The 22,776-nt window shown below is 68.9% G+C and carries 17 protein-coding genes; 8 read left to right on the top strand and 9 right to left on the bottom strand.

What is annotated here, in order from left to right; translation table 11 throughout:
* Positions 1-510 precede the first annotated feature (510 nt).
* Both ABFX45_RS42555 and ABFX45_RS42550 read right to left on the bottom strand, forming a co-directional pair.
* A complete protein-coding gene (locus ABFX45_RS42555) occupies positions 511-4,041 on the bottom strand; it encodes an FkbM family methyltransferase (RefSeq protein WP_146772090.1) in 3,531 nt (1,176 codons plus the stop codon).
* Positions 4,042-4,060: 19 nt separating this feature from the next.
* Positions 4,061-5,404: a glutamine synthetase family protein gene (locus ABFX45_RS42550; protein WP_109632772.1), complete on the bottom strand. Its 1,344-nt coding sequence runs from the start codon at positions 5,402-5,404 to the stop codon at positions 4,061-4,063.
* 203 nt (positions 5,405-5,607) lie between these two features.
* On the opposite strand from ABFX45_RS42550, the gene ABFX45_RS42545 reads away from it, so the two are divergent.
* Complete coding sequence (locus tag ABFX45_RS42545) at positions 5,608-6,243, top strand: LppX_LprAFG lipoprotein (protein WP_109632770.1); 636 nt, start codon at positions 5,608-5,610, stop codon at positions 6,241-6,243.
* A 16-nt stretch (positions 6,244-6,259) separates the two neighbouring features.
* Positions 6,260-7,774, top strand: a complete 1,515-nt coding sequence (locus ABFX45_RS42540; RefSeq protein ID WP_233439276.1) for an MFS transporter — start codon at positions 6,260-6,262, stop codon at positions 7,772-7,774.
* Here the strand turns inward: ABFX45_RS42540 and ABFX45_RS42535 are convergent.
* The gene (locus ABFX45_RS42535) at positions 7,729-9,252 is read right to left on the bottom strand and encodes an alpha/beta fold hydrolase (RefSeq protein ID WP_112232405.1); all 1,524 of its coding nucleotides are present in this window, start codon (positions 9,250-9,252) and stop codon (positions 7,729-7,731) included. The two genes, ABFX45_RS42540 and ABFX45_RS42535, sit on opposite strands and share 46 nt — an antisense overlap.
* Positions 9,252-10,814 carry an alpha/beta hydrolase gene (locus ABFX45_RS42530; protein ID WP_112232403.1) on the bottom strand — a complete coding sequence of 521 codons (1,563 nt, stop codon included), beginning with the start codon at positions 10,812-10,814 and terminating at the stop codon, positions 9,252-9,254. Before ABFX45_RS42530 ends, ABFX45_RS42535 begins: the two co-directional genes overlap by 1 nt.
* Positions 10,815-10,843: 29 nt before the next feature.
* Between ABFX45_RS42530 and ABFX45_RS42525 the strand changes: the two genes are divergently transcribed.
* On the top strand, positions 10,844-12,556 hold the full coding sequence (locus tag ABFX45_RS42525) for an NAD+ synthase (protein ID WP_109632760.1): 1,713 nt from the start codon (positions 10,844-10,846) through the stop codon (positions 12,554-12,556).
* Here ABFX45_RS42525 and ABFX45_RS42520 read toward each other — a convergent pair whose 3' ends face one another.
* Positions 12,557-13,072, bottom strand: coding sequence for a hypothetical protein (locus ABFX45_RS42520; protein ID WP_215732659.1), 516 nt, complete (start codon positions 13,070-13,072; stop codon positions 12,557-12,559).
* Between the two features lie 159 nt (positions 13,073-13,231).
* Between ABFX45_RS42520 and ABFX45_RS42515 the strand changes: the two genes are divergently transcribed.
* Complete coding sequence (locus ABFX45_RS42515; RefSeq protein ID WP_109632758.1) at positions 13,232-14,422, top strand: sensor histidine kinase; 1,191 nt, start codon at positions 13,232-13,234, stop codon at positions 14,420-14,422.
* Between the two features lie 3 nt (positions 14,423-14,425).
* Entirely contained in the window at positions 14,426-15,073 is a 648-nt protein-coding gene (locus ABFX45_RS42510; protein ID WP_112232401.1) for a response regulator, read from the top strand.
* 7 nt (positions 15,074-15,080) lie between these two features.
* Here ABFX45_RS42510 and lysX read toward each other — a convergent pair whose 3' ends face one another.
* Positions 15,081-18,323 (bottom strand): bifunctional lysylphosphatidylglycerol synthetase/lysine--tRNA ligase LysX, encoded by a 3,243-nt coding sequence (gene lysX / locus ABFX45_RS42505; RefSeq protein WP_346136688.1) that lies wholly within the window; start codon positions 18,321-18,323, stop codon positions 15,081-15,083.
* Positions 18,324-18,344: 21 nt separating this feature from the next.
* On the opposite strand from lysX, the gene ABFX45_RS42500 reads away from it, so the two are divergent.
* Complete coding sequence (locus ABFX45_RS42500) at positions 18,345-19,184, top strand: alpha/beta fold hydrolase (protein WP_109632751.1); 840 nt, start codon at positions 18,345-18,347, stop codon at positions 19,182-19,184.
* Here the strand turns inward: ABFX45_RS42500 and ABFX45_RS42495 are convergent.
* Entirely contained in the window at positions 19,162-19,521 is a 360-nt protein-coding gene (locus ABFX45_RS42495) for a VOC family protein (RefSeq protein WP_112232397.1), read from the bottom strand. The two genes, ABFX45_RS42500 and ABFX45_RS42495, sit on opposite strands and share 23 nt — an antisense overlap.
* A 125-nt stretch (positions 19,522-19,646) precedes the next feature.
* Here ABFX45_RS42495 and panB point away from each other — a divergent pair, with 125 nt between their 5' ends.
* Positions 19,647-20,501, top strand: coding sequence for a 3-methyl-2-oxobutanoate hydroxymethyltransferase (gene panB, locus ABFX45_RS42490; RefSeq protein WP_109632745.1), 855 nt, complete (start codon positions 19,647-19,649; stop codon positions 20,499-20,501).
* Between the two features lie 9 nt (positions 20,502-20,510).
* Here the strand turns inward: panB and ABFX45_RS42485 are convergent, their stop codons facing one another.
* A complete protein-coding gene (locus ABFX45_RS42485; RefSeq protein WP_109632742.1) occupies positions 20,511-21,368 on the bottom strand; it encodes a glutathione S-transferase family protein in 858 nt (285 codons plus the stop codon).
* Between the two features lie 18 nt (positions 21,369-21,386).
* Here ABFX45_RS42485 and pip point away from each other — a divergent pair, with 18 nt between their 5' ends.
* Positions 21,387-22,328: a prolyl aminopeptidase gene (gene pip / locus ABFX45_RS42480; RefSeq protein WP_346136684.1), complete on the top strand. Its 942-nt coding sequence runs from the start codon at positions 21,387-21,389 to the stop codon at positions 22,326-22,328.
* Here the strand turns inward: pip and ABFX45_RS42475 are convergent.
* Entirely contained in the window at positions 22,325-22,747 is a 423-nt protein-coding gene (locus ABFX45_RS42475; protein ID WP_109632737.1) for a ricin-type beta-trefoil lectin domain protein, read from the bottom strand. The genes pip and ABFX45_RS42475 overlap by 4 nt on opposite strands.
* Positions 22,748-22,776 lie beyond the last annotated feature (29 nt).

Raw genomic sequence — 22,776 nt, 5'->3', positions numbered from 1 at the left:
CGTTCGTCCTGAGCCAGGATCAAACTCTCCAATAAGGATTGTGTTGATCGCTCCAGACGGAATATGTCTGGCAATCTGGTAAAACTACTCAAAGGAATACTCCTGACGAGGAGTATTCATATTACTGGCTGTGTTTCGGCACGCTGTTGAGTTCTCAAAGAACACGCGCTCACCGGTTCCATTCTCCGTTTCCGGAGAGTTTCTCTCGGGGCTTGTGTTGAAAGCTTAGCTCGTTCGTTTTTCGCTTGTCAAATCGGCCGTTTCGGGCTTCTCTGCTCGGCGCAAACTCGCTTCGCATTCAGTTTTTGGCTTGGTTCAGAAGTTATCTGAGAGGCTTTTCCGGTGTCAAATCGGGGTCTTTTCGGATCCCGGACAGCACGTTAGGCCGTTCATTCACTTCTGGGGGTTTGACGCCGCGATACTTTACCCGGCCCGATCCGCGGTGTCAACCGCTCGTTCCGGGGGTCTCGCTTGCGACTCGAAGAAAGTTACTCACCGGGAGGTTCAAAGTCAAATCGCCTGGTCAGCGGGCTGCTTGATCGGCACGGACGGGGTCGGAGCAGCCGGCTTGGCGCCAACCGGACGCGGCCGGAGCCACAGGGTGATGGAACGCAGACCCTCCATCGCCCGCACGATCTGGTCCGGTGCGGCCACCTGGCGGGTGGCCAGCGGCACCAGGTCGTAGCCCCAGACGCCGAACTCCTTCAGGACCGTCACCGGATCGTCACCGAACTCGGAGGTCGACGTCGCCGAGAACTCCAGGAACACGTGCGGCCGGTCGCGCCGCAACAACCGGACCAGGCCGGCGAGCGCACGATGACCTCGCCCTGGCGTGTCCACCCGCACGACCGAGAGCTTCATGCCCTGAACCAAGGAGATCTCTTCGAGCTCCTTGTCCAGGCGCACCGCCCGCACCCGAGCGACATCCGCGGACGCATCAGCGGGCAGCGGCGACACCGACACACCACCGGTCAGCGTCGGCGACGCGGCCAGCTCACCGGGGCTCTCCCACGCGGCGCCCTCGATCACGGTCAACCGCGAGGCCACGGCGGCAGGCAGGTTCGCCGAGACGTTGTGCCTCAGCAGAGCAGCCGCCGACGCATCGGGCTCAACGGCGACAACGGCGCCCATCAGGCCCATCCGCGACAACACGCGGATCGAGTGGTACCCGACGTACGCACCGACATCGACGAAGATGCCGTCCGGCTCGAGCACCGAGTCGAGCAGTTCCGCGAGGTCCGGCTCCCACACACCGTTGGACGACAACAGCGGAAGCATGAACGCGTCGTCGGAGGGCAGTCGCATCATGCCCGCGTCGCACAAGACCAGCGACGAACGCACCTCGGGCGCGTCCCCGGCAGCCTCGTGCTGGCGAACCACCACGCGACGCAGGGCGTCCGCGGTCTGCTGCGCGTGATGAGCCGCCCGGATGGCGGCGTCCAGCCGCGAGTCGCGCTCGCGGAAGACCTCGACGACCTTGGATTCCAAGGTGTCGATCCGGTCCAGCGTGCGATCCAGCGCCACGGTCAGCTTGTCGATCCGCTCCGCCAGGACGTCGTTCGACTTCGCGCGCTTGGCCGCCTCGGCGACGACCGCGTCCTCGATGTCCCGCAGCCGGCGGCCCTGACCGGCCATGTCCGCGCGCACGCGCACGACCCCGTCGTCGACACCGACCAGCTGGTCGCCGAAGTGCGACTGCCGTTCCGCGACCTGCTCGACCTCGGCGCGCAGCAGCTCCAGCTCGCCCGCGCCGACCCCTGCCTTCAGCGCGTCCTGCCGGTCGACCAGCTCGGACACCGTACGCTCCACCCCGTCGATCAGGGTGTGCAGCACCTGGCGCATGTGGTTGTCGTAGTGGTCCAACGCGCGCAACACGACCTTGCGCAACGCGGGTGCCATCGGCGTCCGGTGAGCGGTGTCCACGTTGGGCTGGCGCAGTAACGCGTGCTTCGCCGACTGCAGCGCGAGCATCGGGTCGACCTCGGGCTTCGGCTTCGGCCGGCGCGCCCGCCATCCCCGGTACGCGTGCTCGACGCGTTCGCGGAGCAGCTCGGCCACCCGCGGGACCGACCGCACCGACAGCACGTGCTCGCGTGCGGCCGCACCCAGCGCCTCCGCGGTCGCCAGGTCGTCGGCCAGCGAGTGGAGCAGCTTCGCAGCCGCCTGCACATCGGGCTCGGCACCTTGGTGACACGGCACGAGAACCGCTGTCTTGCCGAACAGCTCGGCGACGGCGCCGTGGTCCGACGCCACGATCGGAATCCCCCGCACGGCCAGGTTGGCCAGGCGCAACGCGATCGCGTCGTCCGCCCCACCGCGGTGCAGCGACACGACAGCGTCGGCGTCCAGACACACGTCGACGTCCTCGACCAGCGAAATCCGCGGGTCGGAAGCCGTGGCCAGGCGCAGCCGCTCGGCCGCCTCCGGGTGCTCGAACGCCCCGGACACCGCGATCCGCAGCTCGACGTCGGTGCGATCGGGGAACGCGCTCAAGAACGCCGACACCGCGCCCAGCACGTTGCCGGGCCGGTCGAGAGAGTGGTCCGCGATCGCCGCGAACACCACCACGTCGCCGGCCGTGTGCTCACGCGCGCCAACGTCGTGCACCGGCACAGGCACCACACGAACGATGGGTCCGCCGATGCGTTCGGCGGCAGCACGCGATAAATCCGACGACAGCCAGAGCTCGTTCACGCCCGTGCGGTCGTCCGCGGAGGTGGCGTCCAGCGCGACCTCGACCACGAACCGCCCGGCGGGCACCTCGTCGTCGGGCGAGGTCCGCATCACGACGGGATAGCCGGCGGAAGTCGACACCGGCAGCCCGGACGCGCGCGCCGCCGCGAGCATCAGCTGCGACAACGGCCCCGAACCGACGACGGACACGCCGAGCTGGTCCAGCAGCGCCGGCCCCTCCGAACGAGGCTGCGGCACGGCCGGCACGGGCAACCGCCCGGAAGCCACCCCGACCCCGGCGCACCACTCGCGCCAGGCATCGGCATCCGCACCGAACGGCGCCGGGAACTGCTGCTGCAGCGACGTGTCAGCACGCCACACCGCATCAGCCCAACGCGTTCCACCGCTCGCGGTCTGCTCGCACGCCCAGGTGAGGAACCCACCACCACCGTCTTCACCGAAAGCTGGCGGCGGCGTCGGCGAGGCGGCCCGGTAGTCGGCACGGAGCTCGGACGGGATCTGCGTCCCGTCGATCAGCGAACCGAACCGGTACGGCACCGGCTGCACGGTCCAGCCGCAACGCACCAGCTCGGCGCGGTACGCCGTGCACAGCTCGGCGACCTCCTGGTGCTCGGAGAGCAGCACACGGGGACGGTCGGCGAAGTCGGCGGACAGCAGCCACGGCCGCCGCGGGTCGAACCCTCGGAAGTGCACGGTCAGCAGGTCTTGCCCGACGACGGCCAGCGAGCCCGACTCGGTGCGGTGCAACGGCCGGTCCGCGACGTTCCACACCGACACCCCGACCCGTGCGTCACGCACCACGTGGTGCGGCACGATCGCCGGCATGTCGAGCGAGCCCAGGTAGGGCTCGGAGCCCTGACCGACCGCGATGAAGCCGGGGTCGAACGCGCCCAGGTCGTGCAGCTCGGCGGGCCCCGGCTGGAGGCCGTCCGACGGCAGCGGGCGCAACGTGCGCGGCAACAGCGCGACCGGGGCGTTGCGCAACGCCTCCAGCACGAGCTTCGTGAGCGAGCCGAACACCTGCACCCACGGGTCGAGGTACAGCACGGGCATGCCCTGCGACAGCAACGCCTCCAGCAGCCGCGGCAGCATCGCGGCCTTCAGCGCGTCGGCCTCCATCGAGGTCGCGAGCACGTGCAGCTCGGTCTCGGGCACGCCGATCTCCGCTGGCGTGATCAGCCCCGGTCCTGCGTGCTCCGGTTGCGCGTCCACGACCAGCGCGACGAACCGGCCCTCGGGGTGCTCCGCGAGGAACGAGCTGGACAGGACCTTGACCGCGGGCAGCTCCGCCGCCGTGGCGACCGTGCACGCGCAGATCGCCGGCTGGAACTCGGGTACCTCTGTCACGGAGAGCAACGTATCGGCCTCACAGCACGGGAAGAAGAGTGCGCAACTCGTACGGGGTGACGCTTCGACGGTACGCGTCCCACTCCGTCCGCTTGTTGCGCAGGAAGAAGTCGTAGACGTGCTCACCCAGCGCTTCGGGGAGCAGCTCCGAGTTCTCCATCTCGGTGAGGGCCTCGCCGAGGTTCTGCGGCAGGTTCGCGTACCCGGCGGCACGACGTTCGCGGTCGGTCAGCGACCACACGTCGTCCTCGGCGGGCGGCGGCAGTTCGTAGCCCTTCTCGATGCCCTTGAGGCCGGCGGCCAGGATCACGGAGTAGGCGAGGTACGGGTTGCACGCGGAGTCCAGCGAGCGGATCTCGACGCGGCGCGACGACGACTTGCCCGGCGAGTACATCGGCACACGAACCAGTGCCGAGCGGTTCGCGTGACCCCAGCACACGGCCGTGGGGGCCTCGCCGCCGACGATGAGGCGCTTGTACGAGTTCACCCACTGGTTGGTCACACCGGAGATCTCACGGGCGTGCTTCAGCACACCCGCGACGAACATCTTGCCGATGTCGCTGAGCTGGTACGGGTCTTCCTCGTCGTAGAAGGCGTTGCGGTCGCCCTCGAACAACGAGATGTGCGTGTGCATGCCCGACCCCGGCTGGTCCGAGAAGGGCTTCGGCATGAACGAGGCGCGCACGCCCTGCGTGATCGCGACCTCCTTCACCACGTAGCGGAACGTCATGACGTTGTCCGCCATGGTCAGCGCGTCGGCGTAGCGCAGGTCGATCTCCTGCTGGCCGGGCGCGCCCTCGTGGTGGCTGAACTCGACGGAGATGCCCATCGCCTCCAGCGCCTCGATGGCGTGGCGGCGGAAGTGCGTGGCGGTCTCGTGCGACGTCTGGTCGAAGAAGCCGCCGTTGTCCGCGGGGATCGGCTCGCTGCCGTCGCCCGGCAGGTCCTTGAGCAGGAAGAACTCGATCTCCGGGTGCACGTAGCAGGTGAAGCCCGCCTCGCTCGCCTTCGACAGGGTCCTGCGCAGCACGTGGCGCGGGTCGGCCCACGACGGGGAGCCGTCCGGCATGGTGATGTCGCAGAACATGCGCGCCGAGTAGTTGGTGCCCTCGGGCGTCTGCCAGGGCAGCACCTGGAACGTGGCGGGGTCCGGCTTCGCGACCATGTCCGATTCGTAGACGCGGGCGAAGCCCTCGATCGCGGAGCCGTCGAACCCGATGCCCTCGCTGAAGGCGCCCTCGAGCTCGGCCGGTGCGACCGCCACGGACTTCAAGAAGCCCAGGACGTCGGTGAACCAGAGCCGGACGAACCGGATGTCGCGTTCCTCGAGCGTGCGGAGCACGAACTCCTGCTGGCGGTCCATAGGGCGCAGCTTAAGGGCTCCGGACTCTCCAGTGCCGTGGCCGCTGGCCTTAGCGCCGTATTCGGTGGTCAGACGGGTGCGTCGGGGTGCCGGCCCCGCGTCCTCATCCTGGTTGGCTGTGGGCGTGGGGCCGGTGTCGCGACGCGCCCGTCTGACCACCGAAGACGCGGCTGAGGTCAGCGGCACGGCACTAGGATCAACGCATGTCCGCCCGTTGGTTGTTGGTTTGCGCACTCGCCCTGCTCACGAGCTGCACGTCCGGTGGAGATCTCCCCGATGGTGCGACGTTGCTCTCCAGGTCGGCCGAGTCGATGCGCTCGGTCAAGACCGTCCACTTCACCATCAAGGTGGACGGAGAGCTGCCGGACGTGCCGGTGAAGGACGCCGACGGCGACCTCACGTCCGCCGGTGACTCGAAGGGCACCGCGAAGGTGACGTTCGCCGGCCAGCTGCTGGCGATCGAATACGTCCTGACCGGCGGAAACCTGCACTTCAAGGGCCCGACGGGCGGGTTCACGAAGCTGCCTGCGGCGTTCGCGGGCCAGGTGTACGACCCGTCCGCCATCCTGAACCCGGACAAGGGTGTGGCGAAGGTTCTGGCCAGCGCGAAGGACGCCAAGACGAAGTCCTCCGGTGACGTGTCGGTGATCGAGGCGACCGTGCCGAAGGACGTCGCCGCCGGTCTGGTGCCCGGCATCTCCGCGGACGTGAAGAGCACGTTCTCCGTGGACAAGGACAACAAGCTCAAGAGCGCCCTGTTCGAACTGCCCGGTGGTCAGAAGGTCGACATCGGACTGACCGACTTCGACAAGCCCGTCACGGTCACGGCCCCGGCGTGATGCGGGCCGGGAAATGATGAGAAGAGTGGCTCTCGCCGCATCCGGTGCGGCTGTGCTGCTGGGAGCGCTCGACGCGTACGTCGTCGTCGGTGTGCTCACGGACATGGTGCGCGATCTCGGCATCGCGGTGAACAAGCTGCAGGAAGCCACGCCGATCGTCACCGGGTACCTGCTCGGGTACGTGGCCGGCATGCCGTTGCTCGGGCAGCTGTCGGACCGGCTGGGGCGGCGGTTCGTCCTGCAGGTGTCGCTGCTCGGGTTCCTGGTCGGGTCGGTGGTCACGGCGCTGGCCGCGGACGTGCCGCTGCTCGTCGCCGGGCGCGTCGTGCAGGGTCTGGCCGGTGGCGCGTTGCTGCCGGTCACGATGGCGCTGGTCGCGGATCTGTGGGAAGAGCACCGGCGTTCGGCCGCGCTCGGGGCGGTCGGTGCCGCACAAGAGCTGGGATCCGTCCTCGGCACGCTCTACGGCATCGGGGTCGCGTCACTGTTCAACGCGTTGCCGTTGTTCGAGGCGTGGGAGCCGCAGAGCTGGCGTTGGGTGTTCTGGGTGAACGTCCCGTTGGCAGTCATCGCGATGGTGATCGTGCAACGGACCGTGCCGAACACACGGCGTGAAGTTCGCATCGACGTTGTTGGCGGAGTGCTGCTCGCGCTGGCGCTGTCGTTGCTGGTGGTGGCGCTCTACAACCCGAAGCCCGAAGAATCGGTGCTGCCGTCGTGGGGCTGGCCGGTGCTCGGTGCCGCGTTGGTCGTGCTGGTCGCCTTCTTCCTGTGGGAACGGCGTGCTGCTGTGCGGCTCCTCGATTCCGAAGGCGTGCAGTGGCTGCCGTTCTGGGCCGTGCTCGGCGTCTCGCTCGCGGCCGGTGCGGCGTTGATGGTCACGCTCGTCGACGTGGAGTTGTTCGCGCAGACGGTGTTGCGCCGGGATTCCGGGGCTGCCGCGGCGTTGCTGGCGCGGTTCCTGATCGCGTTGCCCGTCGGTGCCGTCGTGGGCGGGTTCCTGGCGGCACGCCTCGGCGACCGCTGGGTGTCCTTCGCCGGGCTCGCGATCGCGTCGGCGTCGTACGTGCTCATCGCGCAGTGGCCCGCCGACGTGTCCGGGTTCGTTCTGACGCGTGACCTGGCCATCGCCGGTTTCGGGCTCGGGCTGGTCATCGCGCCGTTGTCCGGTGCTGTGCTGCGTGTCGTGCCGTCAGTTCGTCACGGCGTGGCGTCGGCGTTCGTCGTCGTCGCGCGCATGGCGGGCATGCTCGTCGGCGTGGCGGCGTTGTCCGCGTGGGGACTCCACCGGTTCGGCGAGCTCACGGCAGGCCTGAACACCCCGCTGCCGTTCGGGGTCGAGAAAGCCGAGTACGCCCGGCAGATGGCCGAGTACCAGCGCAGGCTCACCGAGGCGCTGCTCACCGAGTACCACGAGATCTTCCTGATCACGGCGGTGATCTGCGCGCTCGGCGCGCTGGGTTCGGTACTCCTCCCCTCAAAGCGTCAGCAGACCGAGTCCGTCTCCGGCAGTCTCAAGTCCACCAAGTAGTTCGTGCCCACACCGTCCACACAGCCGATGCCGGCCAGGAACGCCGTGTGCTGGTTTCCGTTGTAGGTCAGCAAACGCGCGCCGAGCGCGGCCGCGAGGTCCACACCGGACTGGTACGGCGTCGCCGGATCACCGGTCGTCGAGATGACCAGCACCTGCGGCAGCCCGTTCACGTTCGGCGGATGCGGTTCCGACGTGTGCGGGGCCGGCCAGAACGCGCACGGGCCGAGTGCGGTCTCGTCGGTGGGGATCGTGTCGTTGCCGAGGATTTCCAACAGCCTCCGACGGTTGGACTCCAGCGTGGCGCGGTCCTTCACCGGTGGTTCGTCGACGCAGCGGATGGCCACGAACGCGTCCTGGATGCGGGAGTACGTGCCGTCCGGGGCGCGGCCGAGGTACTGGTCGGCGAGCTGCAGCAGGGTGCTGCCCTTGTTCTGCCGGAGCTCCTGCAGACCCTTCAGAGCGGTCTCCCACAGGCGGTCCGAGTACATCGCCTGGATGATCGCGGTGTTCGCGTCCGAGTGGGACAGCTTGCGGTCGCCGACCTGCAGCGGAGCCTTCTTCAGCGGCTCGATCATCTGCCGGAACCTGGGCTCCGCGGCGGCCGCGTCCGTCCCGATCGGACAGTCGCGCTGGGCGCACCAGCCGGCGAACCGCTGGAACGACTCCTCGAAGCCCTGCGCCTGACGTGCCGACGCGGCCACCTTGTCGCTGTTCACCTCCACGGCGCCGTCGAGCACCATCGCGCGCACGTTGCGCGGGTACATCTCGGCGTACATCGTGCCGATACGCGTGCCGTAGGAGTAGCCGAGGTAGCTCAGCTTCTTCTCCCCCAGCGCGGCGCGCAGCACGTCGATGTCCCGTGCGACGTCACGCGTGCCGACGTTGCGCAGCAGGTCGATACCACTGCGTTCGGCGCACTTGTCGACGAAGTACTTGTTCTCCTGTTCGGTCTGGTTCGCGCTCTCGCCCTTGGGGCGCAACCGCTGCGCGTCCCGTTCGGCGTCGGTCAGGCACTGCACGCGGGGCTGGCTCGCCCCCACGCCGCGCGGGTCGAAACCCACCACGTCGAACCGCTTGCCGACCGGGTTGTTCGGCTGCATGTTCGCGACGTGCGACATGCCCGAACCACCCGGACCACCGGGGTTCACCACGAGAGAACCGACCCGCCGCTCCTTTTCGGCGGCAGGCCGGCGCAACAGTCCGACGGTGATCGTCCCCGCGTCCGGTTTCTCGTAGTCGAGCGGGACCTGCAGACGCGCGCACTGGATGCCCTCGCGTTCATACAGACCCTTGCTCTTCGCGTCGGTCGCGTAGGGCTGACACGCGCCCCACGACAACACCTGCTCGTAGAAGCGTGCAAGACCCTTGCGCGCGGCGACGGGATTGCCGTCTATGCGCGCGTAGGACGTTGACGTGCCGAGCAGGACGATCAAGGCGAACAAGGCCGCGGTGACTCGGGATCGCCTCTTCGTCATTAGGCGCACCGGGTTCCGTCGGCGGGCAAGGTCAGGTCGATCAGGTACTTCACGCCGGCCTCGTCCACGCACTTGTCGCCCTGCAGGAAGACCGTGTGCTGGACGCCTTCGAAGGTGAGCAGCCGCGAGTTGAGCGCCTTGGCGAGGTTCACGCCCGCCTGGTACGGGGTGGCGGGGTCACCGGTAGTGGAGATGACGAGCAGCGGCGGGATGCCGTCGGCCTTGGGCGGCGCGGTGCGGCCGGACACCGGTGCCGGCCAGAACGCGCACGAGTCGAGTGCCGCGCCGGGTGGGTTGCCGTCGTCGAGGAACGGCGCCGCCTCCTTGTACTTCTTCGCGGTCTCCAACAGCGCGTTCTTGTCCGTGAGCCGTGGGTCGTCGACGCAGTGCACGGCGGTGAACGCGTCCGTGATCGTCGAGTAGTTGCCCTGGTCGTCTCGGTCGAGGTACGCGTCGGCGAGGCGCAGCAGTGTGCCGCCCTTGCCGGTCTTCAGCTCGTCGAGGCCGTCCAGGAGCAACGGCCAGAGCTGCTCCGAGTACAACGCCTGGATCGTGGCGGTGATCGCGTCGTTGTAGGACAGCTTGCGGTCACCGACGTTGACCGGCTTCTGGATCAACGGGGTGGTGAGCTGCCGGAAGCTCGCGTTGGCATCGTCGCCGAGAGGGCAGTCCTTCTTCTCGCGGCACCATTTGACGAACTCGTCGAACGCCTTCTGGAAGCCGGCGGCCTGGGCGACCAGCGACGCGAGCTGGTCCTGGGTGGGGTCGACGGCGCCGTCGAGGATGAGTGCGCGCACGTTCTGGGGGAAGGTCTCGGCGTACTCGGTACCTATCCGGGTGCCGTACGAGTACCCGAGATAGCTCAGCTTCGCGTCGCCGAGCGCAGAGCGGAGGACATCCATGTCCTTAACTACGTCCCGCGTGCCCAAGTTGGCGAGCATTGCCGCCCCGAATTTTGTCCCGGCGGCACACTTCTCGGCATACGCCTTGTTCTCCTGCTCCGTTTGGGCGATTCCCTCGGCGCTCGTATCAACGTCGAGGTCCAAACGCTCGGCATCGCGCTCCGCTCCGGTGAGGCACCTGACCGCCGGTTCGCTCGCGCCGATGCCCCGCGGGTCGAACCCGATCAGGTCGAAGCGTTTCGCCAGTTCGGTCTTGCGGTAGTCCGTGATCAGGCCCGCGGCCGACGCCATGCCGGACGCACCCGGCCCGCCGGGGTTGATCAGCAGCGAGCCGATCTTCTGGCCGGTGGCCCTGTACCTGAGCACACCGATGGTGATCGTGTCGCCGTCCGGTTTGGAGTAGTCGAGCGGGACCTGCAGCCGGGTGCACTCGACGTCGCGCTTGCTCCCGTAGGCCTGGCGGCTCGATCCCGTGGTGGCGAACGGCGCGCAGTCCTGCCAGGCGAGCTGCTGGCCGTAGAACTTCTCCAGACCCGCCGGGACAGTCCCGGCTGGACCGGGTTTCTCCAGGGACACGCCGGGCTTGGCCGTCCCGTCGACGATCGACGTGCAGGACGCGAGAAGGGGAATGACGAGCAACACGCTCAAGAGACGGACCACAGCCCGATGGTATGGGAGATGATGAGGGCATGCCGCAGCTTCGCATCGCGCTCGCCCAGGTCAACGCCACTGTTGGCGACCTTTCCGGCAACGCGTCGTTGGTCGTGGAGTGGACGCGCAAGGCCCGTGAGGGCGGCGCGCACCTCGTGGTGTTCCCCGAGATGGTGCTGACCGGCTACCCGGTCGAGGACCTGGCGATCCGCACGTCTTTCGCCCGCGCGTCCTCCGAGGCGCTGGAGTCGCTGGCCACCACGCTGGTCGAGGCCGGCCTGGGCGACATCGCCGCGTTCGTCGGGTACCTGGAGCACGACTCCGTGGGGCCGCGCAACGCCGTGGCGGTTCTGCACGGCGGGCGTGTCGTGGCGCGGCAGAGCAAGCACCACCTGCCCAACTACGGGGTGTTCGACGAGCGGCGGTACTTCAAGCCGGGGTCGTCGCTGGACATCGTGCGGATCAACGGTGTCGAGGTCGGCATGGTGATCTGCGAGGACCTGTGGCAGGACGGCGGCCCGATCACCGCGCTCGGTGACGCCGGCGTCGACCTGGTGGTCTCCCCCAACGCCTCGCCGTACGAGCGCAACAAGGACGACCAGCGGCTGCCGCTGGTGGTCCGCCGCGCCGCCGAAGCCGGTGCGCCGCTCGCCTACTGCAACCTGGTCGGCGGGCAGGACGAGCTGGTGTTCGACGGCGACTCGCTGGTGGTTGCGACTGATGGCCTGCTCATCGGCCGTGCGCCGCAGTTCGTCGAGCACCTGATGCTGGTGGACTTCGACCTGCCCGCTGGTTCGGAGTACGAGCAGGGCCAGATCGGCGACTTCTACGTCCGCCGCGTGTTCCTGTCCGACGCCGGACCGGCGTACGAACCGCTGCCCGCACCGCGCGTGTTCGAGCCGCTGTCCGACGAGGCAGAGGTGTGGCACGCGCTGGTCACCGGGTTGCGCGACTACGTGCACAAGAACGGCTTCCGGTCCGTCGTGCTCGGTCTGTCCGGTGGCATCGACTCGGCCGTTGTCGCGGCACTGGCCGTGGACGCGCTTGGGGCCGACTCGGTCTACGGCGTCTCGATGCCGTCCTCGTACTCGTCCGAGCACTCCCGTTCGGACGCCTCCGACATGGCCGCCCGGACCGGGCTGCACTTCACCACCGAGCCGATCGGCGAGATGGTGTCGACGTACGTGGGCCAGCTCTCGCTGACGGGTCTCGCCGAGGAGAACATCCAGGCGCGCTGCCGGGGCATGCTGCTGATGGCGCTGTCCAACCAGCACGGGCACCTGGTGCTGGCGACGGGCAACAAGTCGGAGCTCGCGGTCGGCTACTCGACGATCTACGGCGACGCGGTCGGCGGGTACGCGCCAATCAAGGACGTGTTCAAGACCCTGGTCTGGGGCCTGGCACGGTGGCGCAACGACGAGGCGGAGAAGCGCGGCGAGGTGCCGCCGATCCCGGAGAACTCGATCGTCAAGCCGCCGTCGGCGGAGCTGCGGCCCGGTCAGGTCGACACGGACTCGCTGCCGGACTACGAGCTGCTGGACTCGCTGCTCACCCAGTACGTCGACGGGGATCGCGGGTACGACGACCTGCTCGCGGCCGGGTTCGCGCCGGAGCTCGTCGATCGGGTGCTGCGGATGGTGGACAAGGCCGAGTACAAGCGGCGGCAGTACCCGCCGGGCACGAAGATCTCGAACAAGGCGTTCGGGCGGGACCGGCGGTTGCCGATCACCAACGGGTGGCGTGAGGGCTGATCAGTCCTCCCACCCGTCCAGGGTGACGCCCTCGTAGACGCGCGTGACCTTCAGCGCGGGGTCGCCGAGCAGTTCCGCCTCACCCCGGTGGATCGCGATCACGCCGTCCGGCCCGCACCACCACGCCGCGCGCACGGGCTCGAAGCCGTCGAGGTCGATGTCGTCGACCTCGGCGCCCCGCACCCGTGTGACCCGGCGCGCCGTCCAGGCCGCGTGGTACGCGAGTGCGACCGACTCGACCCAGCCGTCCACCGTCGCGTGCAGCACGGTCCACACGTGCGTTCCGATGCCGAACTCGTTCTGTGGCCCGACCACGAACTCGTAGGGAACGGTGGCCCGCACGCTGCCTGCCCCGAAGTACCACTCGCCGGAGGGGCCGGGCTCCGGGAAGCCCGCCTCGAGGATCAGCGGGCCGCCCTCGTACTCCGGCGCGGGCGGCAGGACCAGCCCGCCCCAGCGCTGCTGGAAGGTCACCGCCCGCTTGATGACCTCCGGAGGCGCACCGCCGTCGAGCACGCCTGACGGTTCACCGGCCGGTAGCCGAGGTAGACGCCGCGAGCCTGGGTGACGTACGAGGCACGTCCGGTCAGGCCGTCCAGCCTCTTCGGGTGGTGCTTCACAGGAGTGGAGTCTGCTCTACCGCGAGCTGAAACCGCGGCCGATACGTTTGCCCACATGAAACGGATCTGGGCGGCGTTCGTCTACCTGGCGACGGGGCTGCTGACGGCCATCGCGTCGTGGCTCGCGATCGGAGTCCTGCTGCTGTCCGTCGTCGTCCTGCCGTTGCTGCCGGTCACCGCGCCGTACATCCGCCGGATCGTGGACTTCGACCGGCGGCGCCTCACCCGTCTCACCGGTGCCGAGGTGCAGTCGCCGGAGCCGCTCGACGGGCCGTGGCTGCACCGGGCGCAACGGGTGCTGGCTGACCCGGAGAGTCGTCGTGAGGGGATGTGGCTGGTCGCGCACGCCTTCTTCGGCACGCTGTTCGGGGCGATCGCCATCGGCAGCGCGGGGGCGCTGGTGCAGCAGCCGTTCGTGCCGCTGCTCTGGTGGGCGCTTCCGAGCGGGATGGAGAACTCGTTCGGCGTCCACGTCGACTCGTGGGCGAAGGCGTTCCTGAGCGTGCCGATCGCGATCGTGCTCACGTTGATCCTGACCCAGCTGCCGCGGCTGGCGGCGCTGGACGCGAGGTGGGCGCGGGCGCTGCTGGCGCCGCCGCGGGCCACGTTGGAGAAGCGGCTGGCGGAGGTCGTGGCCACGAGGGCCGCCGCGCTTCAGGCTCACGGCGCGGAACTGCGGCGCATCGAGCGGAACCTGCACGACGGCACGCAGAACAAGCTCGTCGGCGTGGTGATGATGCTCGGCATCGCGGAACGGACGCTGGTCCACAACCCGGACGACGCGCTCAAGGCGTTGCTCAGGGCGCAGGACGCGGCGGGCGAGGCGCTCGAAGAACTGCGCAACGTCGTGCGCAGCATCCACCCGCCCGTGCTGGAGGATCTGGGTCTGGACGGGGCCATCCAGGCGCTCGCGGCTCGATGTCCGGTGCCGTGCGTGTTGCAGGCCGAGCATCTGGGACGGTTGCCGGCGGCGGTGGAGGCGGCCGCTTACTTCGCGGTGGCCGAGGCGCTCACGAACGTGGCCAAGCACAGCGGGGCCAGGCACGCGTGGGTCAGCCTCGGGATGGACAACGACAAGCTCACCGTCATCGTCCACGACGACGGCAAGGGTGGCGCGGACGAGAAGCGGGGGACGGGGTTGGAAGGCATTCGCGGCAGGGTGGCGGCGCTCGACGGTACGGCGGACATCACCAGTCCTGAGGGCGGTCCCACCGTGCTCACCGTCGTACTACCGATTGGGAAGTGACCCATGCGCATCGTGATCGCCGAGGACGACGCGTTGCTCCGCGAGGGGCTGACGTTGTTGTTGCGCAACGAAGGGCTCGACGTGGCAGCGGCCACGGACAACCCGGACGACTTCCTCGACGCCGTGGCCGAGCATGAGCCGGACATCGCCGTTGTCGACGTGCGGATGCCACCTACGTTCACGGACGAAGGGCTCAAGGCGGCCGTGGAGGCGCGACGCCGGCACCCGAAACTCGCCGTGCTCGTGCTGAGTGCGTGGGTGGAGCAGAGCTACGCGCACGAGCTGCTGGCGGGAACGAGTGGTGGTGTCGGCTATCTGCTCAAGGAACGTGTTGGCAAGGTCGCGGACTTCCTCGACTCGTTGCACCGGGTGGCGAACGGCGGCACGGCGCTCGACCCCGAGGTCGTGTCGCAGCTGCTGGTGCGGCGCAAGGCTGACGACGCGCTCAGCGTGCTGTCACCACGTGAGCGCGAGGTCCTCGGGCTGATGGCGCAGGGGTTGTCGAACGCGGCCATCGGCGAGCGGTTGGTCATCAGCGCGGGAGCCGTGCACAAGCACATCGGCAACGTCTTCCTCAAGCTCGGCCTGAACTCCGAGGACGGCACGGGTGACCGCCGGGTCCAGGCCGTGCTCGCGTACCTCGATCACTGAGCCGAACTCATTGGGGACGGACGAAGGGGAAGAGCACGGTCTGCCGGATCGACGTGCCGGTCAGCATCATGAGCAACCGGTCGACGCCCATGCCGAGCCCACCCGTCGGCGGCATGCCGTGCTCCAGCGCCCGCAGGAAGTCCTCGTCCAGCTCCATCGCCTCGACGTCACCGGACGCGGCCTTCAACGACTGCGCCTCCAGCCGGCGCCGCTGCTCCAGCGGGTCGGTCAGCTCCGAGTACGCGGTGCCGATCTCCGCGCCGAACGCGACGAGGTCCCACCGCTCGGCCAGGCGCGGGTCGACGCGGTGCTGACGGGTCAGCGGTGACACCGAGGTCGGGAAGTCGATGTAGAAGGTCGGGCCGACGGTGGAAGCCTCGACGAACGAGTCGTAGGCCTCCTGCACCAGCTGGCCGTGGTCCCAGTCCTCGTTGATCTCGACGCCCCGCGAAGCGAGCAGCGAACGCAGCTCCGAGACCGACGTGTCCGGTGTGACGACGGTTTCCAGCGCCGCGGAAACGGCGGTGTAGACCGGAACCACCGGCCACTCCCCCGAGAGGTCGAACGTGCCGTCCGGCCGCTCGGCCACCTCCGCGCCGAACGCCGTGCGCGCCGCGTGCTGGATCAGCTTGCGCACCAGGTCGAGCATGACCCGGTAGTCCGCATAGGACTGGTAGGCCTCCAGCATCGTGAACTCGGGGTTGTGCGTGGCGTCCGCGCCCTCGTTGCGGAAGTTGCGGTTCAGCTCGAACACCCGGTCCACGCCAGCGACGCACAGCCGCTTCAGGTACAACTCCGGCGCGATCCGCAGGTACATGCGCATGTCGTAGGCGTTGATGTGGGTGACGAACGGCCTCGCGTTCGCGCCGCCGTGCACCGCCTGCAGCATCGGCGTCTCGACTTCGAGGTAGGAGTGCGAGTGCAGGAACTCGCGCACGCTGCGGATGACGTCGCTGCGCAGCTTCAGCAACGCCGCCGAGTCCTGGTTCACCACGAGGTCGAGGTAGCGCTGACGGACGCGGGCCTCCGGATCGGTGAAGCCCTTCCGCTTGTCCGGCAACGGGTGCAGGCACTTCGCGGTCATCGTCCACGAGGAGGCCAGCACGGAGATCTCGCCGTGGTCCGACTTGACCACCTCGCCGGTGACGCCGACGTGGTCGCCCAGGTCCACATCGGACTTCCAGGAGGCGAGCGCGTCGCCGAGCGAGTCGACGGACAGCATCAGCTGGATCTCGCCGCTGAAGTCCCGCAGCCGCGCGAAGCAGAGCTTGCCCATCTCCCGCAGCGCCACCACGCGTCCGGTGACCGAGACCACCTCGCCGAAGCGGTCCCGCGCCGCGACGAGGAGATCCGAGCGGTCGAAGCCGACCGGATACGGGTCGACGCCCTGCGAGACGAGCCGTTCGACCTTCGCGATGCGCACCCGCACCTGTTCGGGACGCCGGACCACCTTCGGTTCGACGCGGATCGCGTCGATCTCGGCGACCTTCGCGGCGAAGTCGGAACTCACGTCCGTCTTCTGCAGAGCGCGCTTGCGCAACGACCGCAGTGACGGCACGAAACCCTCTGCCACGCCAGCGGCGATGCTGACCCGCGGCAACGACCGGGAACGCTGGTAGCAGAGGAAACGCGGCTCCCAGTCCGGCAGGTACTTGGCGTTCGACCGGTACAGCGACTCCAGCTGGAAGAACCGCGACGCGAGCGACAGCACCCTCCGCCACGCCCGCAGCACCGGGCCCGCGCCGATCTTCTCGCCCTCCTCGAACACCGCGCGGAACATCGCGAAGTTCAGTGAGATCCGCTGCACGCCGAGGTGGCCGGCGGCGGCCGCGAGCTGGGCGACCATGTACTCGTTCAGGCCGTTCTCCGCCGCCCGGTCACGCCGCATCAGGTCCAGCGACACGCCACGACGGCCCCACGGCACGAACGACAGGAGCCCGCGCAACGCACCGGAGGCGTCGTAGGCCTCGACCATCACGCACCGGCCGTCGCTCGGATCTCCCAGACGTCCCAGCGCCATCGAGAACCCGCGCTCGGTCTCGGCACCCCGCCACGCCTGCGCGAGGTCCAGAATGGACGACATCTCGTCCGGCGCGATCTCGCTGTGCCGGCGCACCCGCGCGGTGTACCCGGCGCGTTCGACGCGGGACACCGCCTGCCGCAGCCCTCGGCGTTCCGGACCGGCGAGGTTGAACTCGCGCACGTCCAGAATCGCCTCGTCGCCGATCTCCAGCGCCTTGAGCCCGGCGTCGGAGTAGACCTGCGCACCCCGTTCGGAAGCACCCAGAACGCCGGGCATCCAGCCGTAGGTGCGGGCCTCGGACAGCCACGCCAGCACGGCCTCCGGCCAGGCTTCCTCGTCACCGATCGGGTCGGCCGACGCCAGCGTCACGCCCCCGATCACCCGATACGTCAGAGCCGCCCGCCCGGAAGCCGCGAACACCACGCTCTTGTCGCGCCGCGTCGCGAAGTAGCCCAGCGAGTCGGGCTCACCGTCGGCTGCCAGCAGCCGGCGCACGTCGAGCTCCTGGTCCGGTGTGATCATGCTCTGGGTGCGGACACCGCGGAGGAACACGTACAGACCGCGGATCGCGACGAGCGTGCCACCCAGCCCGAGGAGCACACTCAGCCACTGCGGGCCCTCGGGGATGTCGAGCCGTCCCAGCCGGACGACCTCACCCGTGGCCTGGTTCGCCGCCCAAGCCAGCTTGTCGAGCTGTTCCACCAGCTTGCCGGGGAAGACCTCGGCGAGGCCCCAGCCGAGGAGCACCAGCGCGACCATGCCCAGCACGAACGACGCAAGCGCTTGCCGCCACGCACCGCGGGCCAGCCGGGCGGGGAACGCGTCACGCACGATCCACAGCAGCGTCACGAACACCACGGAGCTCGCGAGGCCGACGCTCAGAGACACCCAGTGCGCCTGCTCGCCGTCCTCCAGGACTTCTTCAGGTGCTACGGCCAAGATGACCATGATGAACCCGACGAGCGTCAGGCCGACGACCTGGAACAGCAGCAGCGCCCACAGCGCCGCTCGCTTGTGCCTGCGCAACGCGGAGCCCAGCACGAAGAACACCAGGGCGATGAAGAGGTTGCCGTCGATCGGCAGGCCGAGGAGGTACCCGACGCCGTCCGCGACGTCGGTGAACCAGCTGTCCTCCGGCAGGACCAGCCGGAAGAGCGACAAGACCCCGGCGAGCTGCACCACCGTCGCGATCGCGCCCGCGGCCTTCCACTTCCACGCCGGTGTCACGTCAGCTCCCGAGGTCCACCCATGACCGCCATGATCCCGTCTTCGGCCGGACGGGTGCACGTCGCCTCCTACGGGCGTGTCGACCAGCCTGTCGTGGTGCTCAGCTCCGGGCTCGGCGGGGCGTGGTTCGACTGGGACCGGACGGTGCGGCTGCTCGAACCGCTGGCTCGGGTGATCGTGTTCGACCGGCCGGGGCTCGGTATGAGCGGACCAGCCAGGCGCGGACCGTCGCTGGCGCGCGAGGTGGCCGTCCTGGACGCCGTGCTGCGCGGGATCCCGCATGCGGTGCTGATCGGGCATTCGATGGCGTCGATGCACGTCGAGGCCTATGCCCGGCTACGGCCGCACCGCGTCAACGGGCTCGTTCTGCTCGATCCGGACACGGAGACGCCGGGCGCGGGCGCGCCTTTCGACGTGTCCGCGGTGGTCGCGCAGGGACTCCGGGCGTTCGGCAGCCGGTGGCTCGGTGCCCGGATGACGCGGCGCTTCGGGCACTCGTTCCGCAACCTGCTGACGGCGGCGTCGACGCTGGGGGTGACCGACCCGGCACCCGCCGACCTGGTGCAGATGGTCTACCGGCGGCCGGGGGTGGGCCGGGCGGTGCTGGCCGAGCTCGCGTCGTACCCCGGTCAGGTGGCGACGCTGGAACGCCTGCGCAGGCGTCGTGAGCTGCCCAAAGTGCCGTTCGTCGTGCTCACGGCGGGGCGTCGGGTGTGGCCGGAGCACCAGTCGTTGGCCGCCCTAGTGCCGTGGGGACGCAACGTGCCGGTGCCCGGAAGCAGGCACATGATTCAGATGGACCGGCCGGATGCCGTGGTCATGGCCGTCCGGGAGGTCCTCAGGGGTCTGCCCGACCGCTGAGCAGGCAGAACTCGTTGCCCTCCGGGTCGGCGAGCACGTGCCAGCTCACCTCGCCCTGGCTGATGTCGACGGGCGTGGCGCCGAGCGCGAGGAGCCGTTCCAGCTCGGCGTCCTGCTCGCGGTCGGTGGCCGTCACGTCGATGTGCAACCGGAGCTTCTGCAGCTTGCGGTCGGGGTTGCGCAGGAACAGCAACGTCGAGCGCTTGTCCGGCGGTCCGATCTCGGCCCAGTCGTCGCCGCGGCCGAGCACCTCGTAGCCCAGAACTTCTCCCCAGAAGGTGGCAAGGCGTTCCGGATCGGTGCAGTCGAGTACCAGCTCGGTGATTCGGGATGCCACGTGTGTGACGGTAGCCGCATCTACGACCTGTTTCCGGCTAACGGTGTCACTCTGGTCTTCGGCAACCGTGCACAACGCGCCCGGGGACCTGCTCACGCGGGCCTCGAGGAAAGGAACGGTCGACGATGACCAATGCCGAAGTTTCCGCGCCCTACGCCGGCGGAGCAGGCCAGAAGGCCCCCGCCAAGAGGGTTCGCGTCCATCACCTGCGTGAGATGAAGGAACGCGGCGAGCCGTGGCCCATGCTCACCGCGTACGACACGTTCACCGCCTCGATCTTCGACGAGGCCGGCATCCCCGTCCTGTTGGTCGGCGACTCCGCGTCGAACACCGTCTACGGGCACGACACCTCGCTGCCGGTCACGGTGGACGAACTGGTCCCGCTGGTACGCGCGGTGACGCGCTCGGTCAAGCGCACTCTCGTGGTCGCTGACCTGCCGTTCGGCTCCTACCAGGTGTCGGTCGAGCAGGCTGTCGCGACGGCGGTCCGGTTCATGAAGGAAGGCCAGGCGCACGCGGTCAAGCTGGAGGGCGGCTCGTACTTCGCGCCGCACATCCGCGCGATCACCGCCGCGGGCATCCCGGTCATGGCGCACATCGGCTTCACCCCGCAGTCCGAGCACCAGCTGGGCGGCTACCGCGTGCAGGGGCGTCACGAGAACCACGACGTGGTGCTCCAGGACGCGATCGCGGTGCAGGAGGCGGGCGCGTTCGCGGTCGTGCTGGAGATGGTGACCGCCGAGGTCGCGAAGCAGATCACGCACGACCTGGTCATCCCGACCGTGGGCATCGGCGCCGGTCCGGACACCGACGCCCAGGTGCTCGTCTGGCAGGACATGATGGGCCTGAACCGCGGCAAGGCGCCTCGGTTCGTCAAGCGCTACGCGGACATCGGCAACATCATGCTGGGCGCGGCCACCGAGTTCGCCAACGAGGTGCGCGGGCACCAGTTCCCCGGTCCCGAGCACACCTTCCACTGAGGTTTCTCGTCAGCGGGTCCAGACCTCCGGGTCTGGGCCCGCCGGCACTATCCCGGTCGGATTGATCTGGTGGTGCGTCACGTAGTAGTGGCGCTTGATGTGGTCCCAGTCGACCGTGTCGCCGAACATCGCGTAGAGGCGCTTCGCGTACGCCCACAGGTTCGGCATCTCGGTCAGCTTGTCCCGGTTGCATTTGAAGTGTCCGTGGTAGACGGCGTCGAACCTGACCAGCGTGGTCCAGAGCCTGATGTCGGCCTCCGTGAGCTGGTCGCCGACGAGGTGGCTGTGGCTGCCGAGGTGCTCCTCGATGCGGTCCAGCTCGGCGAACAGGTTGGTGTACGCCTCCTCGTAGGCCTCCTGTGACGTGGCGAAACCCGCCTTGTAGACGCCGTTGTTGACGTTGTGGAAGATCGGCTCGATCCAGGCGTCGATCTCGTCCCTGAGGTGCTCCGGGTAGAGGGTGCTGTCCGGGCGCCAGCGGAGGCTGAAGTCCAGCGTGATCTGCGGGTAGTCGTTGGTGACGACCTCGCCGGTGGTGGTGTCGACGAGCGCCGGGACGGTGACGCGGCCGTCGTAGCCGGGGTCAGCCCTGTCGTAGGCCTCTTTGAGGAAGTCGATGCCCAGGACCGGGTCGGTCTCGGGGAAGCGCCAGCCGCGTTCGTCCCGGATCGGGTCGACCACCGCGAGCGAGATGGCGTCTTCGAGCTTCAGGAGCTTGCGGACGATGATCGCGCGGTGCGCCCACGGGCAGGCGAGGCTGACGACGAGCCGGTAGCGGCCCGGTTCGGGCTCCGGGCGCGCGGTGAAGCGGTTGGGCTGCCGGACGAACGCCCCGGTGGTCGAGGTCTCCTTCGTGAACTGCGCCATGTCGTCGACGATAGGCCCATGTACCCGGAGATCGAGCCCCACGCGTCAGGTCGCCTGGACACCGGTGACGGCAACCTCGTGTACTGGGAGGAGTGCGGCAACCCGTCCGGCAAGCCCGTCGTCTTCCTGCACGGCGGCCCCGGTGGCGGGTGCTCACCGTCGCACCGCCGCCTGTTCGACCCGTCCGCCTACCGGATCGTCCTGTTCGACCAGCGCGGGTGCGGGCGCTCGTTGCCACACGCCTCCGAGTCGGGCGATCTGTCGTTGAACACGACCTGGCACCTCGTCGCCGACATGGAACTGCTGCGGGAGTCGCTCGGCATCTCGCGGTGGCAGGTGTTCGGCGGGTCCTGGGGTTCGACGCTGGCGCTGGCGTACGCCGAGAAGCACCCCTCGCGGGTCACCGAACTGGTGCTGCGCGGCATCTTCACGCTGCGTTCGTCCGAAGTGGACTGGTACTACCGCGGTGGGGCGGCGAACCTCTTCCCTGATCTGTGGGAGAAGTTCATGGAGCCGATCTCCGGACTCGACGGCGATCCCGTCGAGCTGTACGCGAAGCTGCTGGCCGACCCGGATCCCGAGGTGCACGGCCCGGCCGCCGTCGCGTGGAGCACCTGGGAGGGCGCGACGGTGACGTTGCTGCCGCGGCCCGAACTGGTGGCGGACTTCGCGGTGCCCTCGTACGCGCTGGCGTTCGCGCGGATCGAGAACCACTACTTCGTGAACAACGGGTGGTTCGAGGAGGGGCAGCTGATCCGGGATGCCGGGCGGCTGAGGGACATTCCCGGCGTGATCGTGCAGGGGCGCTACGACATCGCGACGCCCGCGGTGTCGGCCTGGGACCTGCACAAGGCCTGGCCGGGATCGGAACTGGTGCTGGTGCCGGACGCCGGGCACGCCTACGACGAGCCCGGCATCCTGTCCGCCTTGCTGGCGGCCACGGACCGGTTCCGCGACTAGCGCAGACCGTTCCACTTCGCGCTCGACGTCGTGCACGCGGCAACCGTGACCTGAGCGGTCAGGCACTTGCCGGTGGCGATGTTGCGGAACCGGAAGGACGTGCTGGTGACAGGTTCGCGGCGCCAGCGCTGGTTGCCGGTGCCGCAGTCCTGGCCCAGGACGTTCCCCGAGGTGGTGGCGGTCAGGCAGTTGCCGGTGGCCCTGTTGTGCGGCACGTCCGCGTCGGTGTTCGGGACGATCCAGATCTGGTTGATGACTGTCTCGTTGCAGGCCCTCAGCACGATGTCGGTGCCGCTGTCGGCGAGGCAGCGGTTGCTGCCGGCGAGCTGGTACTGGACCATCGGCTCGGCCTGGGCCGGGACGGCGGTGAGAGTCGTGACGGCTGCGGCGGTCGCGATGATCGCGGCTGGTTTCCCCATGGCGAAGATCTTGTCAGCGCAACGAGTGC

The sequence above is a fragment of the Lentzea roselyniae genome, from assembly GCF_039537795.1.
Taxonomy (GTDB): Bacteria; Actinomycetota; Actinomycetes; order Mycobacteriales; family Pseudonocardiaceae; genus Lentzea; species Lentzea atacamensis.
Note: the sequence above shows the minus strand (reverse complement) of the source record. Positions and strands in the feature narration are given on the sequence as shown.